The following is a 13,376-nucleotide window of genomic DNA, read 5'->3' as shown; positions in this document are numbered from 1 at the left end:
GCGGCGTGATCCCGCCGTCTCTCTACGGCGAAGGTCGCGTGTCGCGATGGCAGCTTGAGCCGAGCTCTGATAGACTACGCCGTCCCGTCATGTCGCAACATGTGTTCGCCCTCGTTGGCGCCGCGTGCTGTGGCGGCTGGCAGCCTGCATACATTTATGCAGCGTGCCCCGCGCCGTATCAGGATTCCTGTACGGGCTACATGACCGCCTGATCTGATTGCACCCAGTTTTGCTCGATCCGTGTTGCGCCGCGTTAATGTCTCACGCGCCGTGGCACCCGTTCTTTAACAGCTCCCGACTCGTCAAGGCCTTGATCATGCATCCGATGGTCCAATTTGCGCTGCGTGCTGCACGCGGTGCCGCAGAGCAGTTCGTCCGTGCTCGTGAACGTATCGAAGTCGCCCGTGGCGACAACGATCTCGACACCTTCATTGCAGACACTGCACGTCGCGCCGAAGCGCACATCGTGCGTCAGCTGGAGCGCGGTTATCCGCAGCACGGTCTCTCCGGCCGTTATACCGACCATCGCGATGGTGAAGGGCAGGGCTCTGACTACCACTGGCGCATCGAGCCGGTGCACGGTTACTCCAACCTGGCATCCGCGGCCTCCGGCTTCGCGCTGTCCGTGGTCTGCCTGTTCAAGGGCCGTGCCGAGCACGCCGTGGTCATCGCACCGTTCACTGACGAAGAGTATATCGTCAGCCGCGGTCGTGGTGCCCAGCACTCCGGTCACCGTATCCGCGTGACCAACGCCACCGCCATCGAAGGTGCGCGTCTGGCGATGGGCCTGCCGGAAAGCTGGCAGCGTCCGCGTCACCTGCCGACCTACCTCTCCATCGTTCAGCAGGTCGGCCCGCAGGTCGAGATGCTGCGCACCAGCGGTTGTGCGCTGCTGGACGTGCTCGAGCTGGCCTCCGGTCGCGTCGATGCCGTCTATGTGCTGGGTCTGGATGCCGGTGACAGCGAGATCGCCAGCCTGTTCCTGAAGGAATGTGGCGCACTGGCAGGCAGTGCCGACGGCACGCCGGTCGTGGTTGCCGAAGGCACCCTGATGGCTGCTGGCGCGCGTCTGTACAAGGCGCTGGCGCAGACCATGCAGCCGCACCTGTAAGCCCCTGCAAGACGACGTGACCTGACAGCCCTCGGGGCCGTCTGGAGAACGAAAAAACCCCACCTCATGCGAGGTGGGGTTTTTTTGTGCCTGGCGATCCGTGCCTGGCGGTCTGTCTCTGATGGAGGAGCGAGACGCTTACGGTGCGCCGTCCTCGAACTGCTCCTTGGGCGGGGGGATCAGATCCACACGCTTCAGGCCGACCACCAGCAACAGCGCCGCTGCCACGTAGATGGACGAGAAGGTCCCCGCGACCACACCGATGATCAGTGCGATGGCGAAGTTGTGGATCATGTCACCGCCGAGGAAGAACAGCGCCAGCAACACCAGCAAGGTGGTGCCGGAGGTAGACAGCGTGCGTGACAGCGTCGCGTTGATGGCGTCATTGAAGATCGACGGCATGTCATCGATACGCGATTTGCGGATGTTCTCGCGAATGCGGTCGTAGACGATAATGGTGTCGTTCAATGAGTAGCCGATCACGGCCAGCACCGCGGCCAGTACCGTCAGGTCGAAGTCGAGTCCGAATAGGGCGAAGATGCCCAGCAGGATGATGACGTCGTGACCCAGCGAGATGAGTGCGCCGAGGGCGAACTTGTACTGGAAGCGGAAGGCCACATAGACCATCACCACGGCCAGGGCGAGCAGCATGCCGAGACCGGACTGATCGCGCAGCTGATCACCGACCTGGGCGCCGACGAACTCGGCGCGGATCAGGTTGACGCTGTCACCGGTGGCCTGCAGGTGTGACACGATGTCATTGCCGATGCCGGCTTCGAAGCTCTGCTGCAGACGCACCAGAATCTCGTTGCTGGCACCGAAGGTCTGTACCGAGACATCCTTGTAGCCGGCGGCTTCCAGTGTCTGGCGCACGCTCTCCAGCGCCGGTGCCGCCTGGTATTTCACTTCCACCAGGGTGCCGCCGGTAAAGTCGAGGCCCAGGTTCAGGCCATGAATCACAAGGGCGCCAATGGCCACGATCGTCAGCACGATGGAGACGATGAAGGCCGCGCGCCGCTTGCTCATGAAGTCAAACTGTCGCATCACGATGGCCCCTCAGATCCAGAGTTTCTTGAGTGTCTTGCCGCCAATGGCAAGATTGATGATGCCGCGCGAGACCATGATCGCCGTGAACATCGACGTCAGGATGCCGATGGACAGCGTGACCGCGAAGCCCTTGACCGGGCCACTGCCGATGGAGAACAGGATCACCGCGACCAGCAGGGTGGTGATGTTGGCATCGACGATGGAGGTGAAGGCGCGCTCGAAGCCGGTATGCACCGCTTGATGCAGCGGCATTTTGGAACGCATTTCCTCGCGGATACGCTCGAAGATCAGCACGTTGGCATCCACCGCCATGCCCAGCGTCAGCACGATACCGGCGATACCCGGCAGGGTCAGGGTGGCGCCCAGCATCGACATCGCGGCAATCAGGATCGCCAGGTTGGCGGTCAAGGCCACGTTGGCGACGACACCGAAGGCCTTGTAGCGCGCCAGCATGAACAGCACGACCAGCAGCAGGCCCAGCTCGACGGACAGGATGCCGCGCGAGATGTTCTCGGCGCCCAGGCTCGGGCCGATGGTGCGTTCCTGCACGAAGTAGATCGGCGCGGCTAATGAACCGGAGCGCAGCAGCAGCGACAGCTCCTTTGCTTCCGTCGGCGAGTCGAGGCCAGTGATGCGGAAGCTGTTGCCCAGCGCACTCTGGATGGTTGCCAGACTGATCAGCCCCTTCTCGGTGTACGGAATGCGCTTCTCGACCTTCTCGCCGTCTTCCATCACGGTGCGCGTGCGGGTCTTGTGCTCGATGAACAGTACCGCCATGTTGCGGCCGATCGCGGCACGCGTGACGCGGTTCATGATCGAGCCACCGGTGCCGTCCAGGTTGATGTTGACCTGCGGACGGCCGCTTTCATCGAAGCTGGTGCTGGCGCTGGAGACGCTGTCACCGCTGATGATCACGTCCTTCATGATGTCGGCGGTGCGGCTCGGCTGGTTGCGGAACGCGAAGCTCTCCATCTCGCTGGCCGGCGTGTCGCTGGCCGCTTCGAGACGGAATTCGAGGTTGGCGGTGGCACCCAGTACGCGCTTGGCGGCGGCCGTGTCCTGCACGCCCGGCAGCTCGACCACGATGCGGTTCGGGCCCTGGCGCTGAACCAGCGGCTCGGACACGCCCAGCTCGTTGACGCGATTGCGGATCGTGGTCAGGTTCTGATTGACCGCGTAATCCTGAATCTCCTTGACGGCGGCGGCGGTCAGGGTGAGGTCCAGTACGGCCCCACGCTCGACATCGCGCTCGTCGTATTCAAAGTTCTGGAAGTCGCGCGAGATCAGTGAGCGCGCCTTCGAACGGTCTTCCTCATCGGAGAACGTCAGGCTCAGGGTACCGTCGTCGACTTCGCTGCCGCGGTAGCGGATACGCTCCTCGCGCAGGGTTTCCTTGATGGCGCTGGCGTTGACTTCCAGGCGCTGCTTGACCGCGGCGTCCATGTCGACTTCCAGCTGGAAGTGGACACCGCCACGCAGGTCAAGGCCCAGCTTCATCGGTGAGGCACCGAGGCTGGCCAGCCACGACGGCGTGGCATCGGCCAGGTTCAGCGCGACGATGGCGTCATCGCCGAGTGCCTCGCTGATCAGTTCCTTGGCGCGCAGCTGCTGGTCGTTGCTGGTAAGGCGAATCAGGCCGGTGGAACCGTTGAGTTCCCCGGACTTGGGCGTGATGCCGGCGTTTTCGAGGGCACTGGTGGCGCGATCGAGGTCTTGCTGGTCGATGGTCTCGGCGCCGCTGGCGGCACTGATCTGCACGGCCGGGTCTTCGGGGTAGAGATTCGGCAATGCGTAGATCACGCCGAGGGCAAGTACCAGGCAGATCACCAGGTACTTCCAAAGCGGATAGCGGTTGAGCATGGCAGCCCTGTCCTTGGTGGAGCGGGAGAGAAAAGCATGCTGCCGGCACAGGGGCCGGCAGCAGGAGGGATCAGATGGACTTGATGGTGCCCTTCGGCAGGACTGCAGCCACGGCAGACTTCTGCACGTTGACTTCGTTGCCTTCGTTCAGCTCCATGGTGATGAACTGCTCGCTGACCTTGGTAATGCGGCCAACCAGGCCACCACCGATGACGACTTCGTCACCCTTGGCCAGATTGCTGATCAGGTTCTTGTGTTCCTTGGCGCGCTTGGACTGCGGACGCCAGAGCAGGAAATAGAAAATGACCACGAAGCCGACCAGCATGACGATCTGGCCGATGGCGCCGCCGCCGGCGACAGCCGCTTCGGCTTCCGCGTGTGCGGCAGGAATCAGGAATTCCAGCATGTGTATCTCCAGAGGTTACGAGTGAACTGTTGTTATGCAATGAGCGTGATTCAGGCTCTTCTTCACGTCTGGCTCGAGTCGAATATCAAGACGACCGGAGGATTTGGCCCCCGGTCGTCATTCGCCTCGATCAGTCGGCCAGCGGCGGCACCGGCAGGCCGCGCGCGGCATAGAACTGTTCCACGAAGTCCTGCAATGTACCCGCTTCAATTGCACCGCGCAAACCAGCCATCACGGTCTGGTAGTAGCGCAGATTGTGGATGGTGTTGAGCATCGAGCCGAGCATTTCTCCACAGCGATCAAGGTGGTGCAGATAACCGCGCGAGAAATTGGTGCAGGTGTAGCAATCGCAGTCCGGGTCCAGCGGTGAGGTGTCGCGCTTGTGGACGGCGTTGCGGATCTTGACGGTGCCCGTCGGCGTGAACAGGTGGCCGTTGCGCGCGTTGCGGGTCGGCATCACGCAATCGAACATGTCGACGCCACGCCGCACGCCCTCGACCAGGTCTTCCGGCTTGCCGACGCCCATCAGATAGCGCGGCTTGTCCTCCGGCATCCACTCGGGGAGGTAGTCGAGAACCTTGATCATCTCGTCCTTGGGCTCGCCCACGGACAGGCCGCCGATGGCGTAGCCGTCGAAGTCGATCTTCTTGAGGCCCTCGAGGGACTTCTCGCGCAGGTCCGGATACATGCCGCCCTGGATGATGCCGAACAGCGCCGACGGCGAGTCGCCATGCGCATCGTAGGAGCGCTGTGCCCAGCGCAGGGACATCTCCATCGACTTGCGCGCTTCATCATGGGTGGCCGGATACGGCGTGCACTCATCGAAGATCATCACGATATCGGAGCCCAGCGAGCGCTGCACCGCCATCGATTCCTCCGGGCCCATGAAGACCTTGGAGCCATCGACCGGTGAGCGGAAGTGAACGCCCTGTTCGGTGATCTTGCGCGTCTTGCCCAGCGAGAAGACCTGGAAGCCGCCGGAATCGGTCAGGATCGGCTTGTCCCACTGCGCGAAGTCATGCAGATCGCCATGCGCCTCGATGACTTCCGTGCCCGGGCGCAGCCACAGGTGGAAGGTGTTGCCGAGGATGATCTCGGCGCCGATGTCCTTGATGGACTCCGGCGTCATGCCCTTGACGGTGCCGTAGGTGCCCACCGGCATGAAGGCCGGGGTTTCCACGGTGCCGCGCGGGAAGGTCATGCGGCCACGACGTGCACGGCCATCGGTCGCGAGCTTTTCAAAGCTCATGAAGCATTCTTTACGCATGGTGCTCTCTTTGCTTGGCGGCGAAACAGGCCGCAGCTGGTGTGTCGATGCCACTATGTCATCAAGCCACTAAGTCGCTATGCCGCAGCATAGCGCGGGGCGCGTTAACTGCGCATGACACGGCCCTCGGCGAATGCCGGGACCATGTCGGAAGAGGGGGGTTCAGGCGCGTTCCAGCAGCATGGCATCGCCATAGCTGAAGAACTGGTAGCGCTCTTCCACCGCCGCCTGATAAGCCGCCATGGTGTGCTCGTAGCCGGCGAAGGCCGAAACCAGCATCAGCAAGGTCGATTCCGGCAGATGGAAGTTGGTGATCAACAGATCCACCACCTGCCACTCGTAGCCCGGGTAGATGAAGATGTCGGTGTCGCCGGAGTAGGGGGCCAGCTCACCAGCGTGGGCCTTGGCGGAGCTCTCGAGGCAGCGCACGCTGGTGGTGCCGACGGCGACCACGCGGCGACCGGCGGCGCGGGCACGGGCGATCTTGTCGCAGGCTTCCTGACCGACCTCGATCCATTCGCTGTGCATGTGGTGCTCGAGAATGCTGTCGACGCGCACCGGCTGGAAGGTGCCGGCGCCCACATGCAGGGTAACGAAGGCGGTCTCGATGCCTTTCTCGGCCATGGCGGCCATGATCGGCTCATCGAAGTGCAGGCCCGCCGTCGGGGCGGCCACGGCGCCATCGCGCTTGGCATAGACCGTCTGATAGCGCTCGCGATCCGACAGCTCGTCATCCCGAGTGATATAAGGCGGCAGCGGCATGTGGCCGTGCTGGTTGAGCAGCTCGATCATCGGCGTCTCGCCATGGAAGCGCAGCTCGAACAGTGCCTCCTGACGGCCTTCGACCACGGCCGTGATACCACCTTCGAAGATCAGCTCGGTACCCGGCTTGGGCGACTTGCTGGAGCGGATGTGCGCCAGGCCACGATGGGCGTCCAGCGGGCGCTCCAGCAGCATCTCGATCTTGCCGCCGGAGGCTTTCTGACCATGCAGGCGCGCGGGGATCACGCGGGTGTCGTTGAACACCACGACATCGCCGGGTTCCAGCTGCTCGAGCAGATCCGGGAAGCGGCGGTGCACGATCTCGCCGCTCTTGCCATCCAGATGCAGCAGGCGGCAATCGCTGCGTTGCTCTGACGGGTAGCGGGCAATCAGCTCATCCGGCAGGCTGAAATCGTAATCGCTGCGCTGCATCGGGCGCGCGTCGGAAGGTGTGGCAACGCCCGAGGCATCACCGGAATCGATACGTGACATGGCCAACCTGACACTCTGATAGCACGAGGCGCGTGGTGCGCTCCGTGGCATGCGTACATGCACAATGGGGAGATGCCGCCCTGAGACACTGGCGCACTCGTCGCGAGCGCATGACCCCCTTTCTGCGGGTGGGGCAGTCAGGTGCGACACTCTCGAGGCCTTGGTTCTCTGGGCAGACGAAAAAGGTCGCTCATGATACCCAATGCCATCGTCCACGCGAAGACCCGTTTGCGGGCGACATGTCTCAGCCCACTGCGGCGTGGGGTGTGAAGAAGCGCTCCATGTGTCTGATCTGACGCCAAAACTCGTTGACCTTGGCGCAATGTCCCGTATAATTTCGCTCCGTTGCCGGTGTGGCGGAATTGGTAGACGCAGCGGATTCAAAATCCGCCGCTTAATAGGCGTGTCGGTTCGAGTCCGACCACCGGCACCACCTTTGAAAACAGTCGCTTACGAGCGGCTGTTTGCGTTTCTAGCTCCCTCCTTTTAGTGCTTGGTCGCAGTTTGGTCGCAGCCGGTCGCATTCAACCGCGGCAGCCGCGCTCCGATCTCATCAATGCCCTGCTCGAACATGTGAGAATAACGACTTGTGACGATCAGGCTGGAATGCCCCAGCAGGTCGCGCACCGTGGTCATGCTCTCGCCAGCCTGAGCCAGCATGCTTGCATAGCTATGGCGCAGATCATGAAAGCGCAGGTCCGGCCTGCCCATCGCTTTGCGAGCGTCTTCCCACGTCTTCCTCAATCGGGCGTAGGTGGTATCGAAGGGCAGGTCATGCAACCATGGCCGAGCATCTTCTGGTACAGGCACCACCCGGGCCTTGCCGGACTTGGTTTGATCTGGTCGCAGCAGGATGCGACCACCGTGGATGTTCGAAGGCTCAAGTGCGAGCAGTTCGCCCTGGCGCAGTCCCGTCAAGGCTGCCAGGGCGATCACCTTCTTATCCACAGCGCGTGCATCCGGTATCGCTTCCATCAGTAGCGTCAGCTCTGCCGCGTTCAGATAGATATGCCGTTCGTTCTTGGGCGTCTTCTTCCGGATCTTGTCGCCCAGCGGCTGGTTGATCCAACCCCACTCGATATACGCCAGATTGAGCACTCGCTTCACCACCTGCAGGTGGTTGTTGATCGTGCTCTGAGCGCGTCCTGCCTTTCTCAAGTGGCTGGCCATTTCTCTGGCCTTGTCCACTGTCTCTTGCCCGATCAGCACGTCCTCGCCCATGTAGGCTGCCACCGGCCGGATGGCCTTTGCCTGGCTGGCGACGTCGTACTCATCGACCCACCGCTTTACGCCTTCGAGAAACGTGCGCCGCCGTTCGCGGCCCATCCGCTGGCCTTGAAACGCTGCTTCATTCAGTGCTGTTTCGCGCGCTGCGGCATACTCTCGCGCTTGCCTTTCGCCTTCTCGAGTCCCGTCAAACGTTGATTGATGTCGCTGACCCTGATGCGTTTCGGTAACGACCCATTTCCCGCGTGCTTCGCGGTATCTGACTGTGATTCCCATCGGTTGCCCTCATGCTCTGGGCTACGCTGGCAGGCACTAGCATATGCCGCCACCGCATCCGGCTCAAAGCGGATAGACTTTCCAAATTTCACGTAGCCAATCTGGTGCTTGTGGGTGTAGACCCAGCTCAGGCTCATGCTCAGTTGGCGGGCTACCGCCTCGGGGGTGAGAAGATTCACTGCCGTTGCCTCCATCAGTCACCTTGATACCGGCCCGAGCCATAGCCCATGGCCTCACGTTCTTGCTCTGCCTGTCGCATCGCTTGGTATTGCTCCACGGCCTGACGCACGCCGGGCACCTTCATCAGCTGGGCGTGCGCTTGTCGCCAATGATCGCGGCGCCGACTGATCATCACGATCAGGTCTTCCAATGGCAGCGCCTCACCATCGTCAGCGGCGTACCCGGTGCCATGGCAGTGAGCACAGGGCGAGCGATGGAAGACGCCATGGAATGTGCCGCTGCCACCACACTGCGGGCACGGGCCATGTGCTGGCGGCTCCCACGTTGATTGCGATACCTGACGCATCTGGCCTCCCTGTGGACACAAAAAAACCACCTCATGGGTGGCCGTGATAGTCGAGGTCGTCGACTCTCGATATGCCTTGATTTACAAGGAGTTATTGCTTGTCTTCATGGTCTGGAGGGGGAGGTCGTCGACTCTTGAGAAACTCTTCCAGGTATTGAATTCGCTTCTTCTCGGCTCGTTTGACCTGCCTGCCGACATCCCAGATGACGAGCGAGATAAGCCCCCAGATGGCCAGCGTGATGCCTATGGCGATGAGCGCGTCGGTAATGGTGATGTTCACTGGTTGTCGCCCTCCGCCTTCAGTCGCTCCCACTCGCGTTCCACAGCCCCGCAGTCACAGAGCAACCCGGGCCCTGACATGGGGTGCCACCCCGGAACAGAAGAGCAGTTGGCGTGGTGTTCTAGCTGGCATTCACGCTGGATTTTCCACGCGGTGGGAAAGTCGAGCATATCAGTACGGGTATTCATGCCTCGCCCTCCGCCTGCTTGCGGTATTTGGCGGCCATCATCTTAACTTTGATGCTGTCCAGAACGTTGCCGACCATAGGTAACACTTCCTCCATCGCCTCAGCCTTCATGCGGGCGTCATGACTGGCAGCTGCAAATGATGGCACCAAGTTGCACTCTTGGAAGACGCGATACGCTGGATCATCTTTGTCCCAAGGTGGCGAGATATAACCAAGCTCAGCCCCGCTAACGATGAACTTACGGCGATCCTCTGCCAGCGCCGCCATCTGGTCCCGCTCCTCACGAAGCCCTCGAGCCTCCTGCCAGTGTGCGATCAGGTAGGCCAAGGAGCCGCATACTGACCGGCACAGCGATTGTTCGTTGCACTCGGTGCCATGAGGCATGTCCACCACATGTGGCTCGATCAGGTCGGCGCAATAGTGGTAGGCATCGGAAGCTGACATATCAGGCTCGTGGCTGCGGTTCTCGAGTTCGACTTTGAGCCGATCCCGCTCAGCCTCCACCTTCAGCGCGGCCTCACGGAAACGGTTCTTCTGCTCGATGGTGACCATCGGCATGTCGCGTAGAGTGGTCATTGCAGCATCTCCCCAATGTGTTTCATCAGCCGCTGGCGGGCTTCCTCTACCTGTGACGGCGTGAGAATGTCAGCGAACATCAATCGAGTAATGGCGTCGGCCTGGCTATCCCACGCTTGTGATCTGCTGGGGGCAATATCCACACCCTGATCAGCCAGCTGCTGCGTGATACTTGGGGCCAGCGCGCCCATCTGGATTTCCACTTGCTTGCTCATGCAGCCTCCTTGGCAACCGCCTTCATGACTTGCTTGATCGTGGCCGGCCCGATGCCCTTGATGGTCGTCAGCTGCTGCTCGATGCCGTCTGCCTGAAGTTCTGCCAGTGTCTCGATGCCGGCATCTTCAAGGCGGCGCATCACCTTGGTGGGAATGTCGAGGTCTTCCACGCGCAGCCGGTGGTTGTCGGCGCGCCACTTGGCGGCCAGGGCGCCGATGGCACCTTCCACGAATTCGGCGTAGTCGCCGGCGCGGATGCCGTCGATCAGCCCACAGAAGACGACGCGGGCTTTCTCTGCCTTGTTGAGCGGCTGACTGCTGACCATGTACCAGCGATCCGGCTCATGGATGTGCACCTGGTTATAGGCCAGCTGCACGATGCACTTGCCGTCGTCACTCTTGATGGTGGCGTGGTTGCCTGCCTCGCGCTGCTTCTCTCGACGGGCTTCTGCACGGGCCTTGTCCAGTGCCTGCTTCGTCTCGTGGCGAATCTGCCTGGCCTGCTTCTCGGTGGCGTCCAGCTTGGCGCGCAGTCGTTCGGCGCGGTCCTTGTGCTGCTGGGCTTCCTTGGCGGCTTTCTCGGCCTGCTTGAGCTTGCCTTCAAGCGCCTTGCTGCGCTGACGCTCTGCCATCAGCTCGGTGCGCAGGTCGGCATTGGTGAGCTGCTGCTGAATGGCGAAGGCGAGGGGGTCATCGTGCTGCAGTTGAGTGTTCATGCGGCCTCCTGGTCTTCATGCTGGCGGTACTGCTTGATGGCCCAGACAATGGCGTAACAGCACCACAGGTAGTGGTAGCGGTAACGGGTGTCTGAGGTCTCGTGGAAGTCGTCCAGCATGTCCGGCGCTTCATCGCAGTCGAAGTCACGAACCGCGGCGACTGCTTCGAACTCATCGCAGCAATTGAGCAGGTTGTACCGCAGGTATTCCTTCACCTCTTCAGTGGTGCTGGTGTCGGGCAAAGTGTCGCTATAGAGCCAATCTTTCCATCTCTCCCTGACGTTCTTCTTGAAAGCGCTGGCATCCCACTCCTCTGTAATGGCTCGGGATCCTTCACTGCCGGCACCGGCTTGCAGCTTCTCTTGCCAGTAGCCGGGGCTGATGCCCCCTCCGGAGCCCATGAAGAAGCCGAACATGTCGGCATTGCGGTAGAACGTGAAGGTGCCCATGTCCCCACAGATGGTGAGGTACCCGGGCCACGTCACGATGCGGAAGTGCTGGTCAGTGGTGCCAGGCTTCTTGAACAGCAGGTGGCGATGGAGGCCTTCATCCAGAATGACCTCCATCTGGTGCTCGGCCACGTTATTGGTGAAGCGCTTTCCCACTTGAATGTAATCAGTCATGCCTTGCTCCCTTGTACGTTGCGTGCCGGCCCCACCAAGGGCGGCTGGCCTTCATCGAGCGTCCACTCGAATATCAGGTGGCAGTCGCCGCATTGCTTCTCGTTGGTGCTGCTGTACAGCACCAGTGCCGTGCTGCCGCATTGAGGGCAGCGCTTGGTGGATGTCTTCACGGGGTGTCTCCGGAGGCGCTCACGCGGCTTGCTGCAGCGCCTTGATGATGTGGCTGACCGGCGTAGGGCAGACCGCGTTGCCGAGCAGATGCACGGCGAGGCGGTGGTTGTCCGGCAGCTGATAGGTGTCGGGGAAGCTCATGGCCGACCGACATTCCCACCGGCTGAGCATGCGCATGCGGTCGCCATCGACGATGGCCCAGCGATCGCGCGTGGTGATGGTGCCGATAGGGCGATCCAGCGAGCGTCCTGTCTTGGTGTTGCCGTAGTAGCTGATCAGGAATCGCTCGCCGTGGGTGGCGCGGCCAGCGCGAACACGCTCGAGAGTGGCGGCGGCTCGCCCGGGCTTCTCGATGGGCTGCCAGCGTCCTGACTCGAAGTCTATGAAGCTGGCGGCCGGCAGGTGATCGAGTGTCGGCAGGTTCAGCTTGAGTGGCTGGGCGGACTGGGTGAGCACCAGGAACATGCGGATGCGGTTCTGCGGGGCGCCGAGATCCGCGGCGTCTACTACGTGTGGGCTGACGGCATAGCCCAGTGCCTGCATGGCCAGCACCCAAGGGCGGTAGAGCTGCCAATCGAGGAACTCGGGGACGTTCTCCACGAGGATGGCTGGCGGTCGGTGATACTCGGCAGCTGATACCACTGCCCAGGCAGTCGAGCGGCTGGCATCGTGCTGAGGGTTACCGCTGGCCTTGCCTCGCGCCTTGCTGTGGCCTTGGCAGCAGGGTGACGCCAGCATCAGGTCATGCGCGGGCACCTGGCTCCAGTCCGCTTGATGCAGGTCCTGGCAGATGTGCGCTGCGTCCGGATGGTTGCGACTGTGCCACTCGACAGCATCCGGCCAGTGGTTGGCGGCCCAGGCCACGTTGCAGCCGGCCATAGTGGCACCGGTGCTGAATCCACCGGCACCGGCGAAGAGGTCGATGACGTTCATGCCTTCACCTTCCGATGGCCTGCATCGTAGAGCGCGCCCAACAGATACTCTTCCGACAGTGCCCCGTGCAGCTCGCGCTTATGAGCGTCAGCCGCGGCCTTGGTGATCTGCTTCATGTCCTCAATCGCCGTCTCGCGCTCGCTGCGGATGGGGCGGAAGTCATTGTTGGCAGTGTACAAGTGCGCAGTTCTCTCCGAATCGCTTGAGGTGCAGATCGTGTGGCGGCTGTCGATGTAGATGATGCGAGCCTCTACCCATTTATCAGACCAACCATGGCTAACCTCCACCACCGCACCCACCGGCGGCAGGCCCTCGCCATTCCAGTCGCTTGGATCGACTTCATCTGCTGAGGTGATTGCGACCGCATCGCTGACTGGCCGCTCGAGGTGTTGGACGTGTGCCAGTAGCGCCTCTTCCCATTGTTCCCGGGTGATGACGATGCGGCGCTCATGGGCGCCTATCCATGCGTAGTGCCATTCGTTGTTGGTCGGGCCCTTGATCCAGCCCTCGAGATCGCCGTGGCCGTTGTCGGTCGGCAGATTGCAGTCCGTCTCGGGCCGCGGCCACGGGTGGGGGAGGTGCAGCAGGCTTTCCATCAGTTGATCGCGGGTCATGTCAGTCATCCTTGGTGAGCAGTGTGTCGAGCCAGCCACCGGTGAGCAGGCAAAAGAAAGCCGCCAGGCAAGTGGCGGCGATGAGTA

The 13,376-nt window shown here is 61.9% G+C and carries 17 protein-coding genes and 1 tRNA gene; 2 read left to right on the top strand and 16 right to left on the bottom strand.

Annotated elements, in window-relative coordinates; translation table 11 throughout:
• The first annotated feature begins 316 nt into the window (after window positions 1–316).
• Window positions 317–1,111 (top strand): inositol monophosphatase family protein, encoded by a 795-nt coding sequence (locus AC5WNJ_RS14125; RefSeq protein ID WP_495930003.1) that lies wholly within the window; start codon window positions 317–319, stop codon window positions 1,109–1,111.
• Window positions 1,112–1,249: 138 nt separating this feature from the next.
• On the opposite strand, the gene secF is transcribed toward AC5WNJ_RS14125, so the two are convergent.
• The 5 genes from secF to queA form a co-directional block, all read right to left on the bottom strand.
• Window positions 1,250–2,155: a protein translocase subunit SecF gene (gene secF, locus AC5WNJ_RS14120; RefSeq protein WP_176677896.1), complete on the bottom strand. Its 906-nt coding sequence runs from the start codon at window positions 2,153–2,155 to the stop codon at window positions 1,250–1,252.
• Window positions 2,156–2,167: 12 nt separating this feature from the next.
• The gene (gene secD, locus AC5WNJ_RS14115) at window positions 2,168–4,018 is read right to left on the bottom strand and encodes a protein translocase subunit SecD (protein ID WP_495930001.1); all 1,851 of its coding nucleotides are present in this window, start codon (window positions 4,016–4,018) and stop codon (window positions 2,168–2,170) included.
• Between the two features lie 70 nt (window positions 4,019–4,088).
• A complete protein-coding gene (gene yajC, locus AC5WNJ_RS14110) occupies window positions 4,089–4,424 on the bottom strand; it encodes a preprotein translocase subunit YajC (protein ID WP_153636512.1) in 336 nt (111 codons plus the stop codon).
• 130 nt (window positions 4,425–4,554) lie between these two features.
• Complete coding sequence (tgt, locus tag AC5WNJ_RS14105) at window positions 4,555–5,673, bottom strand: tRNA guanosine(34) transglycosylase Tgt (RefSeq protein WP_054556871.1); 1,119 nt, start codon at window positions 5,671–5,673, stop codon at window positions 4,555–4,557.
• 180 nt (window positions 5,674–5,853) lie between these two features.
• Window positions 5,854–6,885 (bottom strand): tRNA preQ1(34) S-adenosylmethionine ribosyltransferase-isomerase QueA, encoded by a 1,032-nt coding sequence (gene queA / locus AC5WNJ_RS14100; RefSeq protein WP_495931057.1) that lies wholly within the window; start codon window positions 6,883–6,885, stop codon window positions 5,854–5,856.
• 407 nt (window positions 6,886–7,292) lie between these two features.
• Between queA and AC5WNJ_RS14095 the strand changes: the two genes are divergently transcribed.
• A tRNA-Leu gene (locus AC5WNJ_RS14095) sits at window positions 7,293–7,378 on the top strand.
• Window positions 7,379–7,431: 53 nt separating this feature from the next.
• Here the strand turns inward: AC5WNJ_RS14095 and AC5WNJ_RS14090 are convergent.
• From AC5WNJ_RS14090 to AC5WNJ_RS14040, 11 genes are all read right to left on the bottom strand, one after another.
• Entirely contained in the window at window positions 7,432–8,271 is an 840-nt protein-coding gene (locus tag AC5WNJ_RS14090; protein ID WP_495929998.1) for a tyrosine-type recombinase/integrase, read from the bottom strand.
• Window positions 8,272–8,297: 26 nt separating this feature from the next.
• A complete protein-coding gene (locus AC5WNJ_RS14085; protein ID WP_495929996.1) occupies window positions 8,298–8,627 on the bottom strand; it encodes a helix-turn-helix domain-containing protein in 330 nt (109 codons plus the stop codon).
• A 14-nt stretch (window positions 8,628–8,641) separates the two neighbouring features.
• On the bottom strand, window positions 8,642–8,818 hold the full coding sequence (locus AC5WNJ_RS14080; RefSeq protein ID WP_495929994.1) for a hypothetical protein: 177 nt from the start codon (window positions 8,816–8,818) through the stop codon (window positions 8,642–8,644).
• Between the two features lie 247 nt (window positions 8,819–9,065).
• The gene (locus tag AC5WNJ_RS14075) at window positions 9,066–9,254 is read right to left on the bottom strand and encodes a hypothetical protein (RefSeq protein WP_495929992.1); all 189 of its coding nucleotides are present in this window, start codon (window positions 9,252–9,254) and stop codon (window positions 9,066–9,068) included.
• 184 nt (window positions 9,255–9,438) lie between these two features.
• Window positions 9,439–10,017, bottom strand: coding sequence for a hypothetical protein (locus AC5WNJ_RS14070; RefSeq protein ID WP_495929991.1), 579 nt, complete (start codon window positions 10,015–10,017; stop codon window positions 9,439–9,441).
• Entirely contained in the window at window positions 10,014–10,232 is a 219-nt protein-coding gene (locus tag AC5WNJ_RS14065; protein ID WP_495929989.1) for a hypothetical protein, read from the bottom strand. The genes AC5WNJ_RS14070 and AC5WNJ_RS14065 overlap by 4 nt, the downstream gene beginning before the upstream one ends.
• On the bottom strand, window positions 10,229–10,948 hold the full coding sequence (locus tag AC5WNJ_RS14060; protein ID WP_495929988.1) for a helix-hairpin-helix domain-containing protein: 720 nt from the start codon (window positions 10,946–10,948) through the stop codon (window positions 10,229–10,231). Before AC5WNJ_RS14060 ends, AC5WNJ_RS14065 begins: the two co-directional genes overlap by 4 nt.
• Window positions 10,945–11,571, bottom strand: coding sequence for a hypothetical protein (locus AC5WNJ_RS14055; protein ID WP_495929987.1), 627 nt, complete (start codon window positions 11,569–11,571; stop codon window positions 10,945–10,947). The genes AC5WNJ_RS14060 and AC5WNJ_RS14055 overlap by 4 nt, the downstream gene beginning before the upstream one ends.
• Window positions 11,568–11,741, bottom strand: coding sequence for a hypothetical protein (locus AC5WNJ_RS14050; protein WP_225347789.1), 174 nt, complete (start codon window positions 11,739–11,741; stop codon window positions 11,568–11,570). The genes AC5WNJ_RS14055 and AC5WNJ_RS14050 overlap by 4 nt, the downstream gene beginning before the upstream one ends.
• 19 nt (window positions 11,742–11,760) lie before the next feature.
• Window positions 11,761–12,675, bottom strand: coding sequence for a DNA cytosine methyltransferase (locus tag AC5WNJ_RS14045; RefSeq protein ID WP_495929986.1), 915 nt, complete (start codon window positions 12,673–12,675; stop codon window positions 11,761–11,763).
• Window positions 12,672–13,289 (bottom strand): hypothetical protein, encoded by a 618-nt coding sequence (locus tag AC5WNJ_RS14040; RefSeq protein ID WP_495929985.1) that lies wholly within the window; start codon window positions 13,287–13,289, stop codon window positions 12,672–12,674. Before AC5WNJ_RS14040 ends, AC5WNJ_RS14045 begins: the two co-directional genes overlap by 4 nt.
• Window positions 13,290–13,376: the final 87 nt, after the last annotated feature.

The sequence above is a fragment of the Cobetia sp. PDI-23MA genome (assembly GCF_059507735.1).
The sequence above is the reverse complement of the archived record's forward strand: the minus strand, read 5'-3'. Positions and strand labels throughout refer to the sequence as shown.

Coding starts and splice junctions, on each gene's coding strand:
- AC5WNJ_RS14125 (WP_495930003.1), top strand. CDS start 317: ATGCATCCGATGGTCCAATTTGCGCTGCGTGCTGCACGCGGTGCCGCA.
- secF (WP_176677896.1), bottom strand. CDS start 2,155: ATGCGACAGTTTGACTTCATGAGCAAGCGGCGCGCGGCCTTCATCGTC.
- secD (WP_495930001.1), bottom strand. CDS start 4,018: ATGCTCAACCGCTATCCGCTTTGGAAGTACCTGGTGATCTGCCTGGTA.
- yajC (WP_153636512.1), bottom strand. CDS start 4,424: ATGCTGGAATTCCTGATTCCTGCCGCACACGCGGAAGCCGAAGCGGCT.
- tgt (WP_054556871.1), bottom strand. CDS start 5,673: ATGAGCTTTGAAAAGCTCGCGACCGATGGCCGTGCACGTCGTGGCCGC.
- queA (WP_495931057.1), bottom strand. CDS start 6,885: ATGCAGCGCAGCGATTACGATTTCAGCCTGCCGGATGAGCTGATTGCC.
- AC5WNJ_RS14090 (WP_495929998.1), bottom strand. CDS start 8,271: ATGGGCCGCGAACGGCGGCGCACGTTTCTCGAAGGCGTAAAGCGGTGG.
- AC5WNJ_RS14070 (WP_495929991.1), bottom strand. CDS start 10,017: ATGACCACTCTACGCGACATGCCGATGGTCACCATCGAGCAGAAGAAC.
- AC5WNJ_RS14065 (WP_495929989.1), bottom strand. CDS start 10,232: ATGAGCAAGCAAGTGGAAATCCAGATGGGCGCGCTGGCCCCAAGTATC.
- AC5WNJ_RS14060 (WP_495929988.1), bottom strand. CDS start 10,948: ATGAACACTCAACTGCAGCACGATGACCCCCTCGCCTTCGCCATTCAG.
- AC5WNJ_RS14055 (WP_495929987.1), bottom strand. CDS start 11,571: ATGACTGATTACATTCAAGTGGGAAAGCGCTTCACCAATAACGTGGCC.
- AC5WNJ_RS14045 (WP_495929986.1), bottom strand. CDS start 12,675: ATGAACGTCATCGACCTCTTCGCCGGTGCCGGTGGATTCAGCACCGGT.
- AC5WNJ_RS14040 (WP_495929985.1), bottom strand. CDS start 13,289: ATGACCCGCGATCAACTGATGGAAAGCCTGCTGCACCTCCCCCACCCG.